This is a genomic window from Streptomyces sp. NPDC043867, assembly GCF_056435845.1.
Genome location: NZ_JBWKDS010000012.1, coordinates 116,137 through 138,255, shown reverse-complemented (window position 1 = coordinate 138,255; position 22,119 = coordinate 116,137). Strand labels below are relative to the sequence as shown.

The window sequence follows — 22,119 nt, the reverse complement described above, 5'->3', positions numbered from 1 at the left end:
GTCCCTCTCGGGCTCACCCCAGCCGGTCGGCGAACACCGCGTGGGCGCGCTCGTCGAAGAGCACGAACCGCACCTCCTCGACGGGGGGAGCCGCGGCCTGCCGAACGGTCTGTACCGCGATCCGCGCACCGTCGTCCATCGGCCAGCCGAAGATGCCGGTGGAGATCGCGGGGAAGGCCACGGTCCGCGCGCCGAGTTCGGCGGCGATCCGCAGGGACTCCCGGTAGCAGGAGGCGAGCAGCTCGGTGCGGTCCTCGTCGGCGGACCAGACCGGGCCGACGGTGTGGATCACCCAGCGCGCGTCCAGCTCGCCCGCGGTGGTCGCGACGGCCCGGCCGGTGGGCAGGCCCTTGCCGTACCGGGAGGCGCGGAGCCTGCGGCAGTCGGCGAGGACGGCGGGGCCGCCGCGCCGGTGGATGGCGCCGTCGACGCCTCCCCCGCCGAGCAGCGAGGAGTTGGCCGCGTTGACGACGGCGTCGACGGTCTGCCGGGTGATGTCGCCCTGGACGAGGGTGAGGGTGGTCATGACTGGCGCAGCCTCCTCCAGACGGCCTTGGCCGCGTTGTGCCCGGACATGCCGTGCACACCCGGCCCGGGCGGGGTGGCCGAGGAGCAGATGAAGACGGCAGGGTGCGGGGTGCTGTACGGGGACAGGGAGAGCTTGGGCCGCAGCATGAGCTGGAGGCCTGAGGCGGCTCCGCAGGCGATGTCCCCGCCCACGTAGTTGGCGTTGCGGACGGCCAGCTCGGGCGGCCCGGCCGTCGCGCGGGCGAGGACCCGGTCGCGGAAGCCCGGCGCGAAGCGCTCCAGCTGGCGCTCGACGGCGTCCGTGAGGTCTCCGCTCCAGCCGTTCGGGACGTGTCCGTACGTCCAGAAGACCTGCTTCCCGGCAGGTGCCCGGGACGGGTCGGCGACGCCGGGCTGCACGGTGATCAGGAAGGGCACGTCCGGTGCGCGGCCCGCGCGGGAGGCCGCGTGCAGCGCGGTGGCGATCTCCTTCCGGCTCGCGCCGACCTGTACGGTCCCCGCGGCGCGCGCCTCCTCGGCCGTCCAGGGCACGGGCCCGTCCAGCGCGTAGTCGATCTTGAAGACTCCCGCGCCGTACCGGTAGCCCTCGTAGTAGCGGCCGAAGCCGGCGATACGGGCCAGGGCGGCGGGCGAGGTGTCGAAGACGTACGCCCGGGCGGGCGGCAGGTCGTCGAAGTGCTTGACCTCGTAGTCCGTGTGGACGGTGCCGCCGAGGTCCTTCAGGTAGGCGGTGAGCGCGTCCGAGATGGACTGGGAGCCGCCGCGGGCGACGGGCCAGCCCCGGGCGTGCGCGGCGAGGGCGAAGACGAGGCCCACCGCGCCCGTGGCGATGCCGCCGAGGGGGGCGATGACGTGGGCCACGAGGCCGGCGAAGAGCGCCTTGGCCCGTTCGTCGCGGAAGCGGCGCATCAGCCAGGTGGAGGGGGGCAGCCCGGCCAGTCCGAAGCGGGCGAGGGTGAGGGGGTCGCGTGGCAGCGAGCTGAGCGGCAGGGACATGAAGTCGTGGACCAGCGTGTCCCACCTGGGCAGGAACGGCTCGACCAGTCTGCGGTACGCGCCCGCGTCGCGCGGGCCGAAGGAGGCGGCGGTCTCGGCCACCGAGCGGGACAGCACCGCGGCCGTGCCGTCGGGGAACGGGTGCGCCATGGGCAGCTCGGCGTGCAGCCACTGCAGTCCGTAGCGCTCCAGGGGCATGGCGCGGAACGCGGGCGAGTTGATTCCCAGCGGGTGGGCCGCGGAGCACGGGTCGTGCCGGAAACCGGGGAGCGTGAGCTCCTCGGTGCGCGCTCCCCCGCCCACGGTGCCGTGCGCCTCGAACACCGCCACCGAGAAGCCGCGCCGGGCCAGCTCCACGGCAGCCGTCAGTCCGTTCGGCCCCGCACCCACCACGACCGCATCGAGCATCGACGGCACCTTCGGACTCCTTTGTCAGCCGATGGCCACTGAACATCAGGATAGGCCGGGGGACGGACGGCCTTGGCGGCGAGGCCGGTTGAACGCGCGTGCCGCCCCGCGTCGGCTCCCCCGCGCCCGCTCCCGCCCGCGGGCCCCGGACCCGGTCTTCGCACCGGGCGGCACCCGCGAGCCGGCCGCTCTCCCGGCCGGACGGGCCGGTGAGGACAGCGGCTCTTTGGCCGCCGCGGGCCCGTGAAGACACCGGTCCTCCGGTCGGCGCAGGCCGATGAGCGGCCGATCCGGTCGGCGCGCGGGCCCGCAAGTTCACCGGTCCTCCGGTCGGCGCAGACCCATGGACCCGCCCGTTCCTCCCCACTGCCCGCCGTGAGTGTCCGGCTCGTCAGACGCCCTGTGCCAGCAGGTCCACCACGCGTCGGGCCGTGTCCGCGTCCCGGGCCGCGATGAAGGGCAGCGCATTGCCCCCGGTGATGCGGAACGGTTCACGCGCGAGCGTCAGATGCGCGCCGCCCGCCTCCTCGACCAGCAGCAGACCGGCCGCGTGATCCCATGCGGCCTCCCAGCTGAACGCGGTCGCGTCCAGCTCGCCGCGGGCGACGGCGAGGTACTCCAGGCCGGCCGAGCCGCACGGGCGCGGCCGGACGCCCTCGCCCCGCAGGCCGAGCAGGGCCCGCTTCTGCTCGTCGGTGGTGTAGTCCGGGTGGGACGTGGCCACGCGCAGGTCGCTGCCGGGGTCCGGGGAGCCGCAGCGCAGGGGCGCGCCGTCCAGCAGGGCGCCCTGGCCGCGGACCGCGGTGGCGAACTCCTCGCGCACGGGGGCGAACGTCCAGGATGCGTGCACGACTCCGTCCAGCGCGAGCGCGACCAGGGTGCAGAAGCCGGGGTCGCCGTGGACGAACTGCCGCGTCCCGTCGACGGGGTCGACGATCCAGACCGGGGCGTCGCCGCGTATGGACGCGTAGGTCGCGGGGTTGGCGTGCACCGCTTCCTCGCCGACGACGACCGAGCCGGGCAGCAGCGCGGTGAGCGCCCCGGTCAGGTGCTCCTCGGCCTTGCGGTCGGCGTCGGTCACCAGGTCGTGCGGGCCCGTCTTCTGGTCGATCTCGTGCGCGGCGAGCTGCCGGAACCGCGGCATGATCTCGGCGGCGGCCGCCTTGCGGACCGCCTCTTCGACGTCGGCCGCGCGCTGTGCGAGAAACTCTTCGATCATGCCTCCATGACAGCACGGCCCTCTGACAATCCCTACCCTGCCGGTGTACGCCGGGTGGAATCGCCATGAAACCGGAGGCCCGCGCGCCCGTGCGGGGCCGGGCGCACGCGGCCCCGCATAGGTCAGCGCCCCACCGCGTAGCCCTGCATCCCCCGCGGGTTCGCCGCCGCGGACAGCACGCCGGTGCGCGGGTCCCGGGCGACCGCGCACAGCCGCCCCTCGGTCCACGCCCCGCCCACCAGCACGTCGTGGCCCCGGCGCCGCAGTTCCGCCACGACCTCGGGGTCCGTGCGGGACTCGACGGTGACACTGCCGGGGCGCATGCCGCGGGGGTAGAAGGAGCCGGGGAAGCTGTCGGTGTGCCAGTTCGGGGCGTCGACGGCGCCCTGGAGGTCGAGACCGCCGCGTACCTCGGGGCGCAGGGCGACGGCCAGGAAGAAGTGCGTCTGCCACTGGTCCTGCTGGTCGCCGCCGGGGGTGCCGAAGGCGAGGACGGGCACGCCGTCGCGCAGGGCGAGGGACGGTGTGAGGGTGGTACGGGGCCGGCGGCCCGGGGTGAGGGAGTTCGGCAGTCCCTCCTCCAGCCAGGTCATCTGGAGCCGGGTGCCGAGCGGGAAGCCCAGCTCCGGCACGACGGGGTTGGACTGCAGCCAGCCGCCGCTCGGGGTGGCGGCCACCATGTTGCCCCAGCGGTCCACGACGTCGAGGTGGCAGGTGTCGCCGCGGGTGCGCCCGTCCGCCGCGACGTCCGGTTCGCCGGGCACGGGGGACAGCGGGCTCCCGGCGACGGTGGGCTCGCCGGCGCCCGGCACGCCGAGCGGGTCGAAACCGGCCTCCCCGGTGGCCGTCACGAGCGCGTGCCCGCTGAGCCGCGGGGTGCGTCCCCCGGGGCTGCCGGGCCGCAGCTCGTAGGAGGCCGTGTCACCGACGAGGGCGCGCCTCGACGCGTTGTACGGCTCCGACAGCAGTTCGCGCAGGGGCACTTCGGCCGCGTCGCCGTACCAGGCCTCCCGGTCGGCCATGGCGAGCTTGCAGCCCTCGACCAGGAGGTGCACGTAGTCGGCGCTGCCGGGGGCGGGCAGTTCCTCGGGCAGCAGGGCGAGCTGCTGGAGCAGGACCGGGCCCTGGCTCCAGGGGCCCGCCTTGCACAGGGTCCAGCCCCGCCAGTCGTACGTCGCCGGGGCCTCGTAGGTCGCGGACCAGGAGGCCAGGTCTGCGGCGGTCAGGGTGCCGCTGTGGCGCTCGCCGCTGGTGTCCAGGGTGGGCCGTTCCGCCTGGCGCACCAGGGCCTCGGCGATGAAGCCGGAGCGCCACACACGGCGGGCGGCCTCGATCTGCGCCTCCCGGTCCCCGGCGTCGGCGACCTCGGCGACCTCGGCGAGCAGCCGGCGCCAGGTCGCGGCGAGGGCGGGGTTGCGCAGCAGTTCCCCGGGGCGCGGGGCACGGCCGCCGGGCAGGTACACCTCGGCCGACGACGTCCACTCCGTCTCGAAGAGTTCGCGCACCGTCTCCACGGTCTCCGTGACGCGCTCGACGGGCGGGTGGCCGTCCTCGGCGTACCCGATCGCGTACGTGAGGACGTCGGCGAGGGTGCGGGTGCCGTGGTCGCGCAGGAGCAGCATCCACGCGTCGAAGGCGCCGGGCACCGCGGCGGCGAGCGGACCGGTGCCGGGGACGAGGTCCAGGCCCAGGGACCGGTAGTGGGCGACGGTCGCTCCGGCCGGTGCGACGCCCTGCCCGCACAGCACGCGGACCTCCCCGCCCGCCGGGGCGAGGATGATCGGGACCTCACCCGCGGGCCCGTTGAGGTGCGGTTCGACGACGTGCAGGACGAATCCCGCGGCCACCGCGGCGTCGTACGCGTTGCCGCCGTCCTCCAGGACGGCCATCGCCGACTGCGAGGCGAGCCAGTGCGTGGAGGACACCATGCCGAAGGTGCCCTGGAGTGTCGGTCGGGTGGTGAACAAGGGCGGACTCCTCGCTGCGGGGCGGGCGTTCGGTGAGCGTGCGCGTCCCGGCCCGCCCGCCCGGCGGCCGTGCGACGCCCGGCTACCGGGCCGTCGGGGCCCAGGCCGTCGTCCCGAGGGTGTTCTCCGGTCCGATGTCGAGGGGTTCCCGGGCGCGTACGGTCACGGTGGCGCGGCCCCGCTGCGGGCCGACGCGGAGGTAGGTGGCGTTCCCGGCCGCCATCCGCCAGTACAGCCCGGACCGGGCGCTCCCGCCGGGAGCGAGGGTGAGCGGCTCGGGGCCCGGGTCCTCAGGCGCCATGAACACCTCGTCGGTCCCGGCGACGGTGCGCACTCCGGTGAGGAGGGCGCCCGTCTCGTCGAGGATCCGCAGCGTGGGGTGGCCGTTCAGCCGGTACGGCCGGTCGCCGAAGTGGGTGAGGGTGAGCGTCATGCTCCGCGGTCCCATGGCGGCGTCCTCGTCACCGGTGTCGAGGCGCACACCGGAACTCGGGCAGCCGGTCCGCGGCTGGACGGGCACGGCGTGCGGGCGCCCGGGGGCGGGCGCCCCTGGGGCGGGGGGCACGGGCGGCGGGACCGTGCGGGTCCGCGACGGGGTGGGCGTGGGCCGGCCTTCGGGATGGCGTTCCCGGTCCAGCTCGGCCGAGACCCCGCATCCACTCGCTCCCAGCGACGGCGCACAGGCCAGGGCGGCCCCGCGGGCCCCTCTCGCACGTATCGCGATCACCCGCCGATCATCGCAGGCGGCCCGTGTCGGGGCCACGGCTTCGGCCGCGCTCCCGGCAAGGGCCCTCATCCGAGGGTCCGCCGCGCCGTCACCAGTCCCGACTCGTAGGCGAACACGACCAGTTGGGCGCGGTCGCGGGCGCCGAGCTTGGTCATCGCGCGGCTGATGTGCGTCTTGGCCGTGAAGGGGCTGATGACCATGTGGGCGGCGATCTCCTCGTTGCTCAGGCCACGCGCGGCGAGGGCGGTGACCTCGCGCTCGCGGCGGGTGAGGCTCTCCAGGCCGGGAGCGGTGGCCCGGTCCGGGGGCCGGGCGACGAACTCGCCGATCAGGGTGCGGGTGACGGACGGCGACAACAGCGCCTCACCGCCCGCGACCACCTCGATGGCCTGCAACAGGTCGGCGGGTTCGGTGTCCTTGAGCAGAAAGCCGCTGGCCCCGGCGCGCAGTGCCTCGAAGACGTACTCGTCGAGGCCGTAGTTGGTGAGCATCACGACGCGGACGGCGGACAGGTGCGGGTCGGCCGCGATGCGGCGGGTGGCCTCGATGCCGTTCATGACGGGCATCTGCACGTCGACGAGGGCGATGTCGGGGACCTGGGCGCGCACCAGCTCCAGGCCCTGCCGGCCGTCGGCGGCCTCGCCCACCACCTCGATGCCGTCCTCGGCCTCCAGCAGGGCCCGGAAACCGGCCCGCATCAGGGCCTGGTCGTCCACCAGGGCGACCCGGACGAGCCTGCGTGCCGCGCTCCCGCCGCACGCACCGTCCGGACCGCTCGCCCCCGCCGCCCCGCGCCCGCCGCCCACCGTGCCCTCGCCCGTCACGCGGCGCTCTCCGGCAGCCCGAGGGGCAGTACGGCGTGCACGGAGAAGCCGCCTTCCGGGCGGGGCGCGGTGTGCAGGGTGCCGCCGAGTGCGGTGACCCGTTCGCGCATGCCGATGAGGCCGGTGCCCGGCTCGGGCGGCCGGGACGGTACGGCGCTTCCGTCGTCGTCCACGCGTACCGACAACTCGTCGCGTCCGTAGTCGAGTCGCACGCTGACCTTCGCCGGTCCGGCGTGCCGGGCCGCGTTCGTCAGGGCCTCCTGGACGATGCGGTAGGCCGCGCGGTCCACCGTGGCCGTGAGCGGGCGTTCGTCGCCGGTCACGGTCAGCTCGGCGGCGAGTCCCGCCGCGCGGGCCCGCTCCACGAGCAGTGCGGGCGTCCCGGTGGGCTCGTCGGTGCGCAGCACGTCGAGGGTGGCGCGCAGTTCACGCATCGCCTCACCGCCCGCCTCCTGGATGGCGAGCAGGGCGGGCGGCACTTCCTCGCCGCGCTTGCGGGCGAGGTGGACGGCAACGCCCGCCTGGAGCTTGACGATCGAGATGCTGTGCGTGAGCGAGTCGTGCAACTCCCGTGCGATGCGCAGCCGTTCCTCGCCCGCCCGCCGTAGGGCAGCCTCCTCACGGGTGCGTTCGGCCTCCAGCGCGCGCTGTTCGGTCTGGCGCAGGTATGCCTGCCAGTTGCGGTCGGCCAGCCCGGTGACGAGTGCGCACAGGAACCATCCCGCGAGCAGGGCCGCCCGCTCGACGGCCTCCCGCGCCGTGGGCCCGGTGGTGAGGCAGCCGGCGAGGAACACGGCGCTCGCGGCGCCCGCCACCGCCCGGTGACCGGCCCGTGCCGCGGTGTGCACGGCGGCCAGCACCGGCAGGGCGGACAGGGTGCCCGGCTGGGCGTGCAGGACGTGGCCGGTGAGGGTGGCCGTGCTGACGGCCAGGACCACGCGCGGCGCCCGCCGGTAGGCGGCGAGCGCCAGCGAACCGATGACGATCAGCGCGAGGTCGAGCGGGGTCGTGTCCCGGTCGAAGGCCGCGGCGGTCACGACGATCGTGCCGACGACGACGGCGAGTGCCGCGTCGGCGAGGTCCCTGCGCGTCAGCCGCTCCCCGTGCATGTCCGCACCCTAGACCGGCGTCGGCGGGGAACGCGTCAGACCTGTGAACGGTAATCGGGCTACTCCCGGGGCAGTAGTCCGCGGTGCGAAGGGCCCTGCCGACGCAGGCCCGGTTCCGTCCGCCCGTACGACGCGCGAGGGCACGCCCGGGAGCCAGGCTTCCGCCATGACTTCGCCCTTCCGCCACACCGAGCCCGTCCCGCCCGAGTCGGCCGCCGGCCGCACCGCCGAGGTCTACGCCCAACTGGCCCGGGACTTCGGCATCGGCAACCCCCCGACCTTCGTCGTCCTCTCCGCCGACCCCGAACTCCTCGCGGCCACCTGGGCGTTGATGCGCGAGTCACTGATCGCGGGTGACGGCAGCCGCACCGGCAAGGAACTCGCGGCGTTCGGGGTGTCGCGTGCCAACAGGTGCCCGTTCTGCGTGGACGCGCACACCATGCTGCTGCACGCCACCGGGGACCACGCCCTCGCGGAGCGGCTGGCACGCGGGGAGTTCCCGCGGGACGGCGGACACGCGCGCGTGCTCGCCTGGGGCGAGGCGACCCGCGTCCCGGGCAGCCCGGACGTGGCGTCGCTCCCGTTCCCCGCCGGGCACACCCCCGCGTACCTGGGCACGGTGCTCTCCTTCCACTTCATCAACCGGATCGTCTCCTCCCTCCTGACCGAGAACCTGCTCCCCGGCAACGTCCAGCGGTTCCGGGCGGTACGCAGCCTGGTGGGCCGCTCGGTGTCGGCGGCGGTACGGCGGGACGTCGCTCCGGGTGCCGCGCTGGCACTCCTGGACGAGCCGGGCACCGGACCCTCCTGGGCGGCCGGGACGACGGTCGGCCCGGCGTACGCGGCGCTGCGGACGGCGGCGAGCGCGGGTGCCGCCCTGCTGGCCGAGGAGGACCGTGCCCTCGTACGGGAGGCGGTCGAGGCGTGGGACGGCACGCATCCGCCGCTCGGCTTTCCGGGGCTGCCCGGCCGCGCGGACCGTCCCGGCGCGCGTCTTGCGCTGCTGGCCGCGCTGGCGCCGTACCGCATCACCGGCGAGGACGTGACCGCGTGGAAGCAGCCGCCGTACACGGACCACTGCCTGGTCCGGCTGATCGCGTACGGCGCGTTCGCCGCCGTCGACCGCATCGAGCGCGAACTGCCGTTGCGCATCCGCGAGGAGATCGCATGACCGGGGCCGCCGACCGCGGTCCCGGGCGGGCGGTCCCCACGGGCACCCGCGCCGCTCCCAAGGGCCCGTCGCGCCCGTAGGAGAAGGAGCGCGGGGTGCGGCCCGCCCGGGCGTCCGGCCGGTGACGGCCGCTCGGCCCGGTGCACCGGGGTCCGTCGACGGCGTGTCACTGTCACCGCTCAGGCACGGAGCGAGTTCGCCCTTCCGCCCCACAGGGACTCGTGTGACACTGTCGTCCCGTCCGCAGTGCGGACTCCTTCCGCACCGTCCCCCACGAGAAGTGCGCCGTGCGTTCCCTTCCTCTGCCGCTCGCTCTCACCGCGCGTCTGCTGCCGGTCGCCGTGCTCGCCTCGGCGGGCTGGGCCCTGACGTCCGGCCCGCTGGCCGCGGCTCCCGCCGCCGACCACGAACCGGCGCCGAGGACCTCCACCGGCACGACGTCCACCCCCTCCGCCTCGGCGGCGCCCAGGACGTACACCGCCGCGCCCGCCCCGTGCGAGGGCGTGAGCGAAAAGACCGTCAAGTCGCTCGTCCCCGGTGCCAAGACGGCCGGGCAGGAGATCGCGTCGACGGACAAGTCCGCGCGGCGCACCTGTTCCTGGAACGCGCTGAAGGGCTTCGACTACCGCTGGCTCGACATCTCGTACGAGATCAAGAAGTCGGACGAGGCGGCCGTCGGCGCCTACCGGCAGCGCACCACGGAGCGGAGCGGCGGCGGGGCGGTCCCCGGCCTCGGGGACGCGGCCTACTCCGTCGTGGACCTCACCACCAAGGACAAGCAGCAGACCCGCGAGGGCGTGGTCGTCGCCCGCGCGTCGAACGCGCTGGTGATCATCACGTACAACGGCAGTGACTTCGAGACGAAGAAGGCGCCCGGTACGGACGAGATCAACAAGGGCGCCATCAAGGCCGCGAAAGAGGCGGTGGCCGCGCTGAAGGCCGCCGGGTAAGCACCGGCTCCGGCACGGCGCACCCCCGGTTCACGCGCTCTCGGGTTCCTTCCCCCGCAGGGTCATCAGCACCAGGTACAGCAGCATCGACGTGCCGAGACCCACCGCCCAGCCGTAGTCGGCGAGCGGTTCAAGGACCGGTACGGGCCGCCCGTCGATCAGCGGGTGGAAGTCGGCGCCGCCGACGGCGAGGACACCGCCGGTGACGAAGGCGACGACCGCCCGCCAGTTCCAGCCGGCGTGGTACCAGTAGCGGCCGCCGGCACGGTACAGGTCGGCGAGGTCCAGCTTCGTGCGGCGCAGGATCCAGTAGTCGGCGATGAGGATGCCCGCGACCGTGCCGAGCAGACCCCCCACCAGGCCGAGCCACGTGAAGATGTAGCCCTGCGGGTCGGCGTACAGCCTCCACGGGAAGATCAGCACGCCGAGTACGCAGGTGACCAGCGCGCCGGTGCGGAAGCTGATCCTGCGGGGGGCGATGTTGGAGAAGTCGAAGGCCGGGGAGACCAGGTTGGCCGCGACGTTCACGGACAGGGTCGCGACCAGCACGGTGACCAGGGCGAAGAGCAGACCGAAGACGTTGTCGGTCCTGGCGGCCAGCTGGACCGGGTCCCAGACCGCCTCGCCGTACACGGCCTGGGAGCCGGAGGTGACCATGACGGAGAGGAAGGCGAAGAGCGTCATGGTGGTGGGCAGGCCGAGCGCCTGGCCCCAGGTCTGGGCGCGCTGGCTTCTGCCGTACCGGGTGAAGTCCGGGATGTTCAGCGACAGGGTGGACCAGAAGCCGATCATGCCCATGAGGGCGGGTGCGAACAGCTTCCAGAAGTCCGGGCCCCACCCCAGCTCGGAGGGCTGGTCGAAGAGCGGTCCGAAGCCGCCCGCCTTGCCGCTCATCCACCACAGCAGCACACCGGCACCGACGAGCACGAACGGCGCGGCCCAGTTCTCGAAGCGGCGGATGGTCTCCATGCCCCGGTGGATGATGGCGACTTGAAGGACCCAGAAGAGGGCGAAGGACAGCCACATGGTCCAGGCGTGGCCGCCGACCCGCGAGGCGTCCGCCCAGCCGTCGCCGAAGAGTTTCCCGGCGAGGAAGTAGATGGCCTCGCCGCCGATCCAGGTCTGGATGCCGAACCAGCCGCAGGCCACCAACGCCCGTACGACCGCAGGCAGGTTGGCGCCCCGGACACCGAAGGACGCACGGGCGAAGACCGGGAACGGTATGCCGTACTTGGGTCCGGCGTGCCCGGTGAGGAGCATCGGGACCAGCACGATCAGGTTGGCCAGGGCGATGGTGAGGACGGCCTGCCTCCAGTCCATGCCGACGGCTATCAGCCCCGAGGCCAGGGTCCAGGAAGCGGTGTTGTGGGCCATGCCGACCCAGAGTGCCGAGAAGTTGTACGTGGTCCAGGTGCGCTTCTCGACCGGGACCGGGAGCAGGTCCTCGTTGGCGTAGGGACCGGTGGGCCGGGGTGCGCCCGGTGCGATCTCCACCCGGCCGTCGGCGAGGGTGACTTGGGCGGGACGGGGGCTGTCGGCGGGGACGGTGTCGGTCATGAGCAGGCCCATCGGGTGAGGAGTGTCGGGAAAGGCCGTGCGGGTGTCGCGAGGGGGGTGCGGGGAGCACGCCGGCCCCTCCCCGGGACGGCGGGGAGGGGGAGGAACCGGGGAGGGGCACAACAGCCCTCGTACGGGCGGCCGTCGACAAGAGGGCGGCCGTGACCGGCCTACCGGCCGTTGACGGCGGGGATGACCTTCGTCCCGTACGTGTCGATGACGGCTTCCTGAGCGTCGTGCATGTCGTAGAGGGCGAACTGGTCGACGCCGAGGCCGCGCAGGGCGCGCAGCTTCTCGATGTGCTTCTCGACCGGCCCGATCAGGCAGAACCGGTCGACGATCTCGTCGGGCACGAACGCCGTGTCGGGGTTGCCGCTGCGCCCGTGGTGCGCGTAGTCGTACCCCTCGCGGGCCTTGATGTACGCGGTCAGCTCGTCCGGGACCATGCCGGAGTGGTCGCCGTACCGGGACACCAGGTCCGCGACGTGGTTGCCGACCATGCCGCCGAACCACCGGCACTGCTCGCGGGCGTGGGCGAGTGCCCCGGGCGAGTCGTCCTCGGTGACGTACGCCGGCGCGGCGACACAGACCGTCACCTCGGCCGGGTCGCGTCCGGCCTCGGCCGCGGCCCGCTTCACGGCCTTGACCATGTACTCGGTCAGATAGAGGTCGGCGAGCTGGAGGATGAAGCCGTCGGCCTCCTCCCCCGCCATCTTCAGCGCCCTGGGCCCGTACGCGGCCATCCAGACGGGGAGTTCGGCGCCGGGCCTGACCCACGGGAACCGGACGACCGTGCCGCCGAGGTCGGCCTCGTCGCCGCGGCCGAGGGCGCGGATGACCTTCATGGCCCCGCTGATCCTGGCGAGGGTGTTGGGTTTGCGTCCGGCGACCCGCATCGCCGAGTCACCGCGCCCGATGCCGCACACCGTGCGGTTGCCGTACATGTCGTTGAGGGTGGCGAGGGTGGAGGCGGTGACTTCCCAGGTGCGCGTGCCCGGGTTGGTGACCATCGGGCCGACCGTCAGCTTCTCGGTGTTGGCGAGGATCTGGCTGTAGATGACGAAGGGTTCCTGCCACAGGACGGCCGAGTCGAAGGTCCAGCCGTGGCTGAAGCCGTTGCGCTCCGCGCGCTTCATCAGGCTGATGACCCGCGAGGCGGGCGGGTCGGTCTGCAGGACGAGTCCGAAGTCCATGGGCGCCGCTCCTAGTTCAGGTACTGACAGGTCGAGCGGGGGGTGTAGACGCCGTGCCCCGCACGTCCGGTGAACTCCCGCTCGGTGATGACGAGTTCGCCCCGCGAGAGCACCGTCTCCACCCGGCCGGTGACGTGCTTGCCCTCGTAGGCGGAGTAGTCGACGTTCATGTGGTGCGTCCCGGCGGACATGACCTGTTCGGCGCGCGGGTCGTAGATGACCACGTCGGCGTCGGCGCCGGGTGCGATGGTGCCCTTCTTCGGGTACAGGCCGAACATCCGGGCCGGGGTCGCGCAGGCGATCTCGATCCAGCGGCGACGCGAGATGTGCCCGTCGACGACGGCCTGGTGGAGCAGGTCCATGCGGTTCTCGACGCCCGGCAGACCGTTGGGGATCTTCGAGAAGTCGCCGCGGCCGAGGTCCTTCTGGCCGGTGAAGCAGAAGGGGCAGTGGTCGGTGGAGACCACCTGGAGGTCGTTCGTCCGCAGCCCGCGCCACAGGGCGGCCTGGTGCTCCCTCGGGCGCAGCGGGGTGGAGCACACGTACTTCGCGCCCTCGAACCCGGGTTCGGCGAGGTTGTCCGTCGAGAGGAACAGGTACTGCGGGCAGGTCTCGCCGAACACGTTGAGGCCCTCGTCGCGGGCGCGGGTGATTTCGGCGACGGCCTCCTGCGCGGAGACGTGCACGACGTACAGGGGTGCCCCCGCGACCTGCGCGAGCTTGATGGCGCGATGGGTTGCCTCGGCCTCCAGGAGGGCCTTGCGGACCTCGCCGTGGTAGCGCGGATCGGTCTCGCCGCGGGCCAGCGCCTGCTCGACGAGGACGTCGATCGCGATGCCGTTCTCGGCGTGCATCATGATCAGGCCGCCGTTCTCGGCGGAGCGCTGCATGGCGCGCAGGATCTGGCCGTCGTCGCTGTAGAAGACGCCGGGGTAGGCCATGAACTGCTTGAAGGAGGTGACGCCCTCCCCCACCAGCAGATCCATCTCCTTGAGCGTCTCCTGGTTCACATCGGACACGATCATGTGGAAGCCGTAGTCGATCGCGCATGTGCCGTCGGCCTTGGCGTTCCAGGTGTCCAGGCCCTCACGCAGCGAGTGGCCGGGGCTCTGCACCGCGAAGTCGATGATCGTGGTGGTGCCGCCCCAGGCCGCGGCCCGGGTACCGGTCTCGAAGGAGTCGGAGGCGGAGGTGCCGCCGAACGGCAGCTCCATGTGGGTGTGGGCGTCGACGCCGCCCGGAATCACGTACTTCCCGGTGGCGTCGATCAGCCGCTCGGCCGTCCACGCCCCGGCGGCCGGGGTGCCCGACGCGGCCAGCGCGGCGATGCGTCCGTCCTCGATCAGGACGTCGGCGTGGATCTCGTCGGACGCGGTGATGACGAGGCCACCGCGGATGACGGTACGGCTCATGCTCCCTCTCCTTCCGGTTCGCCCGCTGCGCCGGATCCACCGGGCCCGCGGGCACTGAGGCAATACCGCTGCTGTGAATCCGTGGGATCGAGGGTCTGCACCTCTTCGTTCAACTCGCTGAGGGGGAAGGGACGATGGGCCACCCTGGCCGGCCCCGGCTCCCCGCGCCGGGCGGGGGACGACCCGTCACCGCTGCAGGGTGCTTCTCAGCGCCCGGTCGAGGATCGCGGCGCCCTCCTCCGCCTCGGCGACGGTCAGCGACAGCGGAGGGGCGATGCGCAGCACGCTGGTGTCGTGGCCACCGCCCTTGCCGACCAGGAGGCCCGCCCCGCGGGCCGCCTCCAGGACCGCCGCGGCGGCCTCCGGGTGCGCCTCGCCCGTGCCGGGCTTGACCAGCTCGATGCCGATCATGAGTCCGCGCCCGCGCACCTCCCGTACCTCCGGCAGTTGCGCGGCGACGGCCCGCAGCCGCTCGATGAGCAGACCGCCGACCCGGCGGGCGTTGCCCTGGAGGTCGTGTTCGAGGAGGTAGGTGAGGTTCGCGAGTCCTGCGGCCATCGTCACCGGGGAGCCGCCGAAGGTCGAGATGCTGTTGGAGTCGAGGCAGTTCATGACTTCGGCGCGGGCCACGACTCCTCCGACGGACATGCCGTTGCCGATGCCCTTGGCGAAGGTCAGCATGTCGGGCGGGCCTGCCGCGGCGTGTGCCTGCCAGCCCCAGAAGTGCTCGCCCGTCCTGCCCCAGCCGGTCTGCACCTCGTCGGCGATCCAGAGGATGCCGTGCTCCGCGAGGACCTCGCGGAAGGCCGCGTACAGGCCGTCGGGGGGTGCCGTGAAACCGCCGACGCCCTGGACGGGTTCGGCGATCAGGGCCGCGGGCGCGCGCACGTGGCCGAGCAGGTCCTTCAGGTCGGCGACGCAGGCGGCGATGAAGTCGGCGTCGCCCAGGCCGGCATACGGGCCGCGGGAGCGGACACCGCCGTGGACGTACAGCGTCTGGAGGGGTGACAGCGAGGTGGGTGACCAGCTCTTGTTGCCGGTGATGCCGACCGCGCTGAAGGAGCGGCCGTGGTAGCTGTTGCGCATCGCCAGGATCTGGTTGCTCCGCCGGTACGCGGTGGCGAGCAGCAGGGCGGTGTCGTTGGCCTCGGTGCCGGACGTGGTGAAGAAGACCCGCGCGTCCGGGATTCCGGACAACTGGGCGATGCGCTCGGCGAGTTCGACCATCGGCCGGTTCAGGTAGAGCGTCGAGGAGTGGATGATCCGCCCGGCCTGCTCGCTGACCGCCTTGGTCACCTCGGGCAGGGCGTGCGCCGTCATCGTCGTGAGGATGCCGCCGAAGAAGTCGAGGTACTTGTTGCCGCCGGCGTCCCAGACGTGACGGCCCTCGCCGTGGGTGATCTCGATCGGTTCGGCGTAGTAGAGCGCGAGCCAGTCGGGCAGGACGGCCCGGTGGCGTGCGTACAGGCCGGTCACGGCCGCACCAGCCCCTCGTACGCGTCCGGACGGCGGTCCCGGTAGAACGCCCACTGCTGCCGCACGTCCTCGATCAGGTCGAAGTCGAGGTCGCGGACGAGGAGTTCCTCGGTCCTGTCGCTCGCCGCGTCCCCCACGAACTGGCCGCGCGGGTCGACGAAGTACGACGTTCCGTAGAAGTCGTTGTCGCCGTACTCCTCGATGCCGACCCGGTTGATCGCCGCGATGAAGTACTCGTTGGCGACGGCGGCGGCGGGCTGTTCGAGCTGCCACAGGTGCGAGGACAGACCGCGGTGGGTGGCGGACGGGTTGTACACGAGCTGGGCGCCGTTGAGGCCGAGTTGACGCCAGCCCTCCGGGAAGTGGCGGTCGTAGCAGATGTAGACGCCGACCCTGCCGACCGCGGTGTCGAAGACCGGCCAGCCGAGGTTGCCCGGTTTGAAGTAGTACTTCTCCCAGAAGCCCTTGACCTGCGGGATGTGGTGCTTGCGGTACTTGCCGAGGTAGCTGCCGTCGGCGTCGATCACGGCCGCGGTGTTGTAGTAGAAACCGGACTGCTCGACCTCGAAGACGGGCACGACGATCACCATGCCGGTCTCCCGGGCGAGGTCCTGCATCCGGCGGACGGTCGGGCCGTCCGGTACCGGTTCCGCCCAGCGGTAGTGCTCCGGCTCCTGGACCTGGCAGAAGTAGGGCGCGTTGAAGACTTCCTGGAATCCGATGACCTTCGCGCCCTGGCGGGCCGCCTCGCGCGCGTGTTCCTCGTGCTTGGCGATCATGGATGCGGTGTCGCCGGTCCAGGTGGCCTGGACCAGGGCGGCGCGTACGACGTTGGCCATGGTGTGCTCCTTCGACGGGACGTCAGAGAGCTTCTACGCCCGTAGACAAAGGCTGTAGAGGCTCGAAAGTAAGCCTCCGCGGCGGCCTTGCCAAGACCATCGTCGTGAACCCGCTGAGTCGATCATGTTTCACACTCCTGTGGGTGAGCGCGGGCCACCGGGACGCCGGTTCAGGCGGCGAACCCGGCGACCCGGAGCGCGTGCACGAGGTCCCAGTAGCACTCCTCGGAGGCGCCGCGGGCGGACTCCAGCAGCAGGGGGACCAGGTGGAGCGGGTCCGCGGCCACGCTGCGGGCGGCCTCCTCGGGCGGGCGGACCCGTACGTAGGCGTCGAGCAGCGCGCGGACGTCCCGGTCCCGGCCCGCCGCCGCCAGTTCCAGTACGGCGGCCCCCATCTCAGGGGCGGGCCGGGCGACGCCCTGGCGCAGCATCTGCCGGCCGTCCGCGACGCGGCCCGCCGCGACGAGGGCGTCCGCCGCGGCGACCAGCCGGCCGGCGGGCAGCGAGGCCGCCTCCCACAGCAGTGTGGCCCAGTCGGCGTCCAGGCCCGCCCGGTGCAGTTCGGCGGCGAGCAGCGGGAAGCGGGCGGCGGGCCAGTACGCCGCCTCGACGAGCAGGGCGTGCGCCTCGCCGCTGCGGCCCTCGGCACGCAGGCGCACCAGGGCCGCGACGGTGTCCACGGTGTCCCGCCTTCCCTCGTCGTCCAGCGGCTGTCTGCGGGGTTGCGGGCGCGCGGCCTCCTCGGCGGCTCCCGCGAAGCGGGCGCCCCGGGGCGTACGGCGGCCGGGACCCGGACCCGGCTCCGCGGGGACGGCGACACGGGCGTCGTCCGCCTCCACCATCCCGGCGAACCGGGCCCCGCCGCGGGCGCGGCGCTTGGAGCGCGGCTTGGCCACGGAGACCGCGGGCGCGGCGGGCGTGGCGCCGGGGTCGACGACGGGGGTCGGGTGAGCGGCGTACACCTCAGGGCCGGGGTCGGCCGGGTCCGGGTGAGCGGCGTACGCGCCCTCGTCGGCCGCGACCGGGTGAGCGGCGTACGTGTCAGGGCGCGGGTCGGCCACGAACGGGTGAGCGCCGGAGGTGGAAAGGTCGGCCGCGACCGGGTGAGCGGCGTACGCGTCCGCCCGGGCCTCCGCGAGGTGAGCGGCGTCGACGTACCCGGCGGGGTGCGGGGTGTTCGGGGTCCCGGGCCCGTCCCCGCGGTCCGGCGTCTGCTGCACCCCGAACGCCGACCAGGAAGCGGGCGCCCCGCCCCTCGGGTCCCCCGTTGGGGAAGGCCCGGCCCCGCCCCCGTCGGCCGGGAGGTCCACCCCTCGCCGCTCGCGGGCGCGCCCGGCCCGGCGGTCCAGTTCCCGCATCCGCCGGCGCAGCTCCGCGCAGCGCGCCGTGGCACGGTCGTGGTCGTCGCGGGCCCAGTCCAGGTCGAGGCGGATCGAGGCGGCCTCCTCCCGGGAGGCGGCGGTACCCAGCAGGCGCCCGAGTTCGGCTTGGCGTTCGACGGCGTAGCGCTGCTCGCGGAGCATCACGTCGAGGCGGTCCCCGAGGGCGTCACGGCCGCCGGGCCGGGCATCGAACGCGGCGAGCGAGGCCCCGTGCAGCGCGCGGGCCCGCTCCGCCTCCCCGGCGGCGACTCCGGAGCCGTACTCCGCCGCGAGGTCCTGGAGGAGCGCCTCCACGACGTCCCAGGGCGGCACCTCCCAGCCGTCCAGGCAGGCACGCATGCCGTCGGGGTCACGCTGCCAGAAGACCCCGCACCAGCCGCCGCTCTGGTCGAGGCGTGTCACAAGACCGTTCAGATAGGCAGCGAACTCCCGTACTTCGAACGTGAGTTGTTCCACAGCCATCGCCCAACTCCCCGCCCCGACTGGAGTGCTCCGACCCGGTAGCGAACACCAGTCGTGTTACGGGACGGCTACGGGGAGTTTTCAGGCGGGAGCGGTCGCTCCCGCGGCTCGCGCTTCCTCGGCCGCGACGTCCGGCCCGGGCGCCCCCTGGCGCCCGGGCCGGAACTGAAATGCGTTACCGGCCGGGCCGCACCACCATCGCCGAGCCGCCTCCCCGGCGCACCCGCTCCGCCGCCGCGAGCCACTTCCCGTCCGGCAGTCGCTGCACGCCCGTGGCGGCGCCGATCTCCGGGTTCTGCCGGAAGCCGTGCCCGAGGGACTCCAGCCGGGCCCGCAACGGGCTGTTCCACAGGGCCGGTTCGAGCTCGGTCGTCGTCTGGTTGCGCTGGCTGGCCCGCGGCGCTGCGATGGCGTCGACCAGCGGCAGTCCCCGGTCGACGAAGCCGGTGAGGGTCTGCAGCACCGTGGTGATGATGGTCGCACCGCCCGGGGAACCGAGGGCCACGACCGGCCGGTCGTGCCGGTCGAGGACGATCGTCGGGGCGATCGAGGAACGGGGACGCTTGCCCGGGCCCGGCAGGTTCGGGTCGTGGACGCCGGGGCTCGCCGGGGTGAAGGAGAAGTCGGTGAGCTCGTTGTTGAGCAGGAAGCCGCGTCCGGGGACCGTGATGCCGCTGCCGCCGGTCTGCTCGATGGTCAGCGTGTAGGCGACGACGTTGCCCCACTTGTCGGCGGCCGTCAGATGCGTCGTGTTCTCGCCCTCGTACGTCGTGGGAGCCGCCGTTCCCGCGGTGTTGCAGGCGGCCGGGTGCCTCGGGTCACCGGGCGCCAGCGGGCTGGTGAGCACCGCGTCGTCCTTGATCAGGCACGCGCGCGAGTCCGCGTACCGCTGCGACAGCAGTTCCTTGGCCGGTACGTCCTCGAAGGCGGGGTCGCCCACCCAGCGCCCGCGGTCCGCGAACGCGATCCGGCTCGCCTCGATGAAGCGGTGCAGGTACCGGACCTCGCTCGCCCTGGAGAGGTCGGTCCGCTCCAGGATGTTGAGCGCCTCCCCGACCGTGGTGCCGCCCGAGGAGGAGGGGGCGATCGAGTAGACCTTCAGACCTCGGTACGACGTCTTCGTCGGCGCCTGCCGCTTCGCCTCGTAGGCGGCCAGGTCCTTCAGCGTGAGTTCCCCGGGGCGGGCCACGCGTCCCGACGCGGGGTCCACCGGCGGATCGTTCACCGTGTCGACGATGTCCCGGCCCAGCTCGCCGTGGTAGATCGCGTCCACCCCACGGCGGCCCAACTCCCGGTAGGTGCGCGCCAGATCGGGGTTCTTGAAGGTCGACCCGGCCACCGGCAGCGCGCCGCCGGGCAGGAACAGGTCGGCCGTGTCCGGGAAGTCCGCGAAGCGGGCCTGGTTGGACTCGGTCTGGGAGCGGAAGGTCGCGTCGACCGTGAAGCCGTTGCGGGCCAGCCGCTCGGCGGGCTTCAGGAGGGAGCCGAGCGGCTTGCTGCCCCAGCCGTCCAGGGCTTCCTGCCAGGTGGCCGGCGTCCCCGGCGTGCCCACGCCCAGCCCGCTGGTGACGGCGTCCGCGAACGGGACCGGCTTCCCGTCCTCCACGAACAGGTTCTCGTCGGCGGTGAGCGGGGCGGTCTCCCGGCCGTCGATCGTGTGCACCTTACGGGACTTGGCGTCGTAGTAGACGAAGTAGCCGCCCCCTCCCACGCCCGCCGAGTACGGCTCGGTGACGCCGAGCGCCGCCGCCGTGGCGACCGCCGCGTCGACCGCGTTGCCGCCGTTCTTCAGGACCTCGATCCCGGCGGCGGAGGCGTCCGCGTCGACGCTCGCCACGGCGCCGCCGTAGCCGACGGCGACCGGCACCTTCTCCGCGGCACCGGCCGAGGGCGGCGCCGCCGCGCCCACCGACACCATCGCGGCCGAAGCCGCCAGAACCGCCAGACTCCGTGCCACAGGGCGACGCATCCGTACCTCCAGTCAACAGCCGTCCGCGCAGCGTAACTCCCCTCCACGCCGCCCGTCAGGACCGCCTCGACCACGGTCCGGCGCGCGTGCCGGAGGTCGTCGACTCGCGGTTACGGGCCCGATGCCGTCGGACTCGTCGCGGTCGCGCACGAAATGAACACTTCAACAATCGTTACTCGCACGTAACTTACCGACGGGTTACCCGGAGTAAGTCTCCGCGGCTACCTTCGGGTCACTTTGCACTGACACGAGTGAGGAGTGATCCCGTGGGACACCCGCGCAAGGCCCTGCGAACCACCGCCGCAGGAGCCGTCTCGGCGACCCTGATCGCCGGCACCGCCCTCGGCCTCGCCCCCACCGCGCAGGCGGCGCCTGCCACGAGCAGCACGGCGGACGTCCGCTTCGTCGACATCGCCGGGGACGGCGGCACGGTCCTCAGGGCCAACGTGATCACGCCCGCGGGCTCCGACGGCACCCGGCGCTACCCGCTGCTCGTGCTGCCCACGAGCTGGTCCGTGCCGCAGATCGAGTACCTCGCCCAGGCGCAGAAGCTGGCCGACTCCGGCTATGTGGTGGTCAGTTACAACTCCCGGGGATTCTGGCAGTCCGGCGGGGAGATAGAAGTGGCCGGGCCGCCGGACACCGCCGACGCGTCCAAGGTGATCGACTGGGCGCTGGCGCACACTCCGGCCGACGCCGCGAAGGTCGGCATGGCGGGCGTCTCGTACGGGGCCGGCATCAGTCTGCTCGCCGCCGCACAGGACGAGCGCGTCAAGGCCGTGGCAGCCCTCAGCGGCTGGGCCGACCTCATCGACTCGATCTACTCCGGCCGCACCCAGCACGTCCAGGCCGCCGCGCTCCTGGGCGGCACGGGCTACCTCACCGGCCGCCCCAGCGCCGAACTCCAGGAGACCCTGAAGAACTTCCTCGGCTCGAACCTGTCGAAGGAGCAGGAGATGATCGACTGGGGGAAGAAACGTTCCGCTGCTTATGCCGTCGACCGGATCAACGCCAACGGTACGGCGGTCATGCTCGCCAACGCCTGGGGCGACTCGATCTTCCCGCCCAACCAGTACGCCGACTTCTACGAGCGGCTGACCGGCCCCAAACGTCTGCAGTTCCGCCCCGGTGACCACGCCACCGCCGAGGCGACCGGCCTGCTCGGGCTCCCCAACGACGTGTGGACGGACACGGGCAGGTGGTTCGACCACTACCTCAAGGGCGAGGACAACGGCGTCGACCGCGAGCAGCCGGTCCGGCTCAAGCCGCGCTCGACGGGCGGCTACGAGGGCTACCCGGACTGGAAGTCCGTGGGCGCCGCCGGCCGGAAGCTCTCCCTCGCGGGCGAGAGGACCATCCACACGAACGTCGACTCGGGCGCGAACGGCGGGGTCGTCGTCCTCTCCAGCCTCCTGGACCAGCTCGCCCAGCTGCCGCCGACGGCCTCGGTCCCGCTGCTGCCGCGCCGCTGGGCCGCCGTGTGGCAGTCGTCTGCGTACCCGACCGCCCAGCAGGTGCGCGGCACGCCCCGGTTGCACACCACGGTCACCGGCACCAAGGAGAGCGGCACCCTCGTCGCGTACCTCTACGACGTGGGCCCGCTCGGCCTCGGCAAGCTGGTCGGCCACGCGCCGTACACCTTCCACGGGCAGACGCCCGGCAAGCCGTTCGGCGTCGACCTGGAGCTGTTCTCCACGGCCTACGACGTCCCGGCAGGGCATCGGCTCGCGCTGGTGGTCGACACGGTCGACCCGCTCTACATCGAGCACAACCCGACCGGCGCGCAGCTGACCTTCTCCTCGCCGGAACACGACCCGTCGTATGTGACGGTGCCCCTGCGCGAGCAGTGATCTCCGGCTGCTGCCGGGCGGGCCTGGCCCTCTCAGCTACTGCACACCCGGCAGCAGCGTCCCTGGTTCGGCCGGTGCCG

Annotated in this window: 17 protein-coding genes; 3 read left to right on the top strand and 14 right to left on the bottom strand. The window is 73.2% G+C overall.

Annotated features, from left to right (window positions below; all coding sequences use genetic code 11):
• Positions 1-13: 13 nt before the first annotated feature.
• From AC069T_RS14740 to AC069T_RS14710, 7 genes are all read right to left on the bottom strand, one after another.
• Positions 14-526 carry an O-acetyl-ADP-ribose deacetylase gene (locus tag AC069T_RS14740; RefSeq protein WP_478783096.1) on the bottom strand — a complete coding sequence of 171 codons (513 nt, stop codon included), beginning with the start codon at positions 524-526 and terminating at the stop codon, positions 14-16.
• Complete coding sequence (locus AC069T_RS14735; protein ID WP_478783095.1) at positions 523-1,932, bottom strand: phytoene desaturase family protein; 1,410 nt, start codon at positions 1,930-1,932, stop codon at positions 523-525. The genes AC069T_RS14740 and AC069T_RS14735 overlap by 4 nt, the downstream gene beginning before the upstream one ends.
• Positions 1,933-2,323: 391 nt before the next feature.
• Complete coding sequence (locus AC069T_RS14730; RefSeq protein WP_478783094.1) at positions 2,324-3,151, bottom strand: inositol monophosphatase family protein; 828 nt, start codon at positions 3,149-3,151, stop codon at positions 2,324-2,326.
• Between the two features lie 122 nt (positions 3,152-3,273).
• Entirely contained in the window at positions 3,274-5,118 is a 1,845-nt protein-coding gene (locus AC069T_RS14725) for a gamma-glutamyltransferase family protein (protein ID WP_478783093.1), read from the bottom strand.
• An 82-nt stretch (positions 5,119-5,200) separates the two neighbouring features.
• On the bottom strand, positions 5,201-5,914 hold the full coding sequence (locus AC069T_RS14720; RefSeq protein ID WP_478783092.1) for a DUF4232 domain-containing protein: 714 nt from the start codon (positions 5,912-5,914) through the stop codon (positions 5,201-5,203).
• Positions 5,911-6,564 (bottom strand): response regulator, encoded by a 654-nt coding sequence (locus AC069T_RS14715; RefSeq protein WP_478783154.1) that lies wholly within the window; start codon positions 6,562-6,564, stop codon positions 5,911-5,913. Before AC069T_RS14715 ends, AC069T_RS14720 begins: the two co-directional genes overlap by 4 nt.
• 101 nt (positions 6,565-6,665) lie before the next feature.
• Positions 6,666-7,778: a sensor histidine kinase gene (locus AC069T_RS14710; protein ID WP_478783091.1), complete on the bottom strand. Its 1,113-nt coding sequence runs from the start codon at positions 7,776-7,778 to the stop codon at positions 6,666-6,668.
• Positions 7,779-7,944: 166 nt separating this feature from the next.
• Between AC069T_RS14710 and AC069T_RS14705 the strand changes: the two genes are divergently transcribed.
• Together AC069T_RS14705 and AC069T_RS14700 are read left to right on the top strand one after the other, a co-directional pair.
• Positions 7,945-8,949: a carboxymuconolactone decarboxylase family protein gene (locus tag AC069T_RS14705; protein WP_478783090.1), complete on the top strand. Its 1,005-nt coding sequence runs from the start codon at positions 7,945-7,947 to the stop codon at positions 8,947-8,949.
• Positions 8,950-9,236: 287 nt separating this feature from the next.
• Entirely contained in the window at positions 9,237-9,899 is a 663-nt protein-coding gene (locus AC069T_RS14700) for a hypothetical protein (protein ID WP_478783089.1), read from the top strand.
• A gap of 30 nt (positions 9,900-9,929) precedes the next feature.
• Here AC069T_RS14700 and AC069T_RS14695 read toward each other — a convergent pair whose 3' ends face one another.
• From AC069T_RS14695 to ggt, 7 genes are all read right to left on the bottom strand, one after another.
• A complete protein-coding gene (locus AC069T_RS14695; RefSeq protein WP_478783088.1) occupies positions 9,930-11,456 on the bottom strand; it encodes an NCS1 family nucleobase:cation symporter-1 in 1,527 nt (508 codons plus the stop codon).
• 170 nt (positions 11,457-11,626) lie between these two features.
• A complete protein-coding gene (locus tag AC069T_RS14690; RefSeq protein WP_478783087.1) occupies positions 11,627-12,649 on the bottom strand; it encodes a TIGR03842 family LLM class F420-dependent oxidoreductase in 1,023 nt (340 codons plus the stop codon).
• A gap of 11 nt (positions 12,650-12,660) precedes the next feature.
• A complete protein-coding gene (gene hydA, locus AC069T_RS14685) occupies positions 12,661-14,061 on the bottom strand; it encodes a dihydropyrimidinase (protein ID WP_478783086.1) in 1,401 nt (466 codons plus the stop codon).
• Positions 14,062-14,247: 186 nt separating this feature from the next.
• Entirely contained in the window at positions 14,248-15,537 is a 1,290-nt protein-coding gene (locus AC069T_RS14680; RefSeq protein ID WP_478783085.1) for an aspartate aminotransferase family protein, read from the bottom strand.
• Positions 15,534-16,376, bottom strand: a complete 843-nt coding sequence (locus AC069T_RS14675) for a nitrilase-related carbon-nitrogen hydrolase (RefSeq protein ID WP_478783084.1) — start codon at positions 16,374-16,376, stop codon at positions 15,534-15,536. The genes AC069T_RS14680 and AC069T_RS14675 overlap by 4 nt, the downstream gene beginning before the upstream one ends.
• 170 nt (positions 16,377-16,546) lie before the next feature.
• Complete coding sequence (locus tag AC069T_RS14670; protein WP_478783083.1) at positions 16,547-18,220, bottom strand: hypothetical protein; 1,674 nt, start codon at positions 18,218-18,220, stop codon at positions 16,547-16,549.
• Between the two features lie 175 nt (positions 18,221-18,395).
• On the bottom strand, positions 18,396-20,189 hold the full coding sequence (gene ggt / locus AC069T_RS14665; protein ID WP_478783082.1) for a gamma-glutamyltransferase: 1,794 nt from the start codon (positions 20,187-20,189) through the stop codon (positions 18,396-18,398).
• Positions 20,190-20,455: 266 nt separating this feature from the next.
• Between ggt and AC069T_RS14660 the strand changes: the two genes are divergently transcribed.
• The gene (locus AC069T_RS14660) at positions 20,456-22,039 is read left to right on the top strand and encodes an alpha/beta fold hydrolase (RefSeq protein WP_478783081.1); all 1,584 of its coding nucleotides are present in this window, start codon (positions 20,456-20,458) and stop codon (positions 22,037-22,039) included.
• Positions 22,040-22,119: the final 80 nt, after the last annotated feature.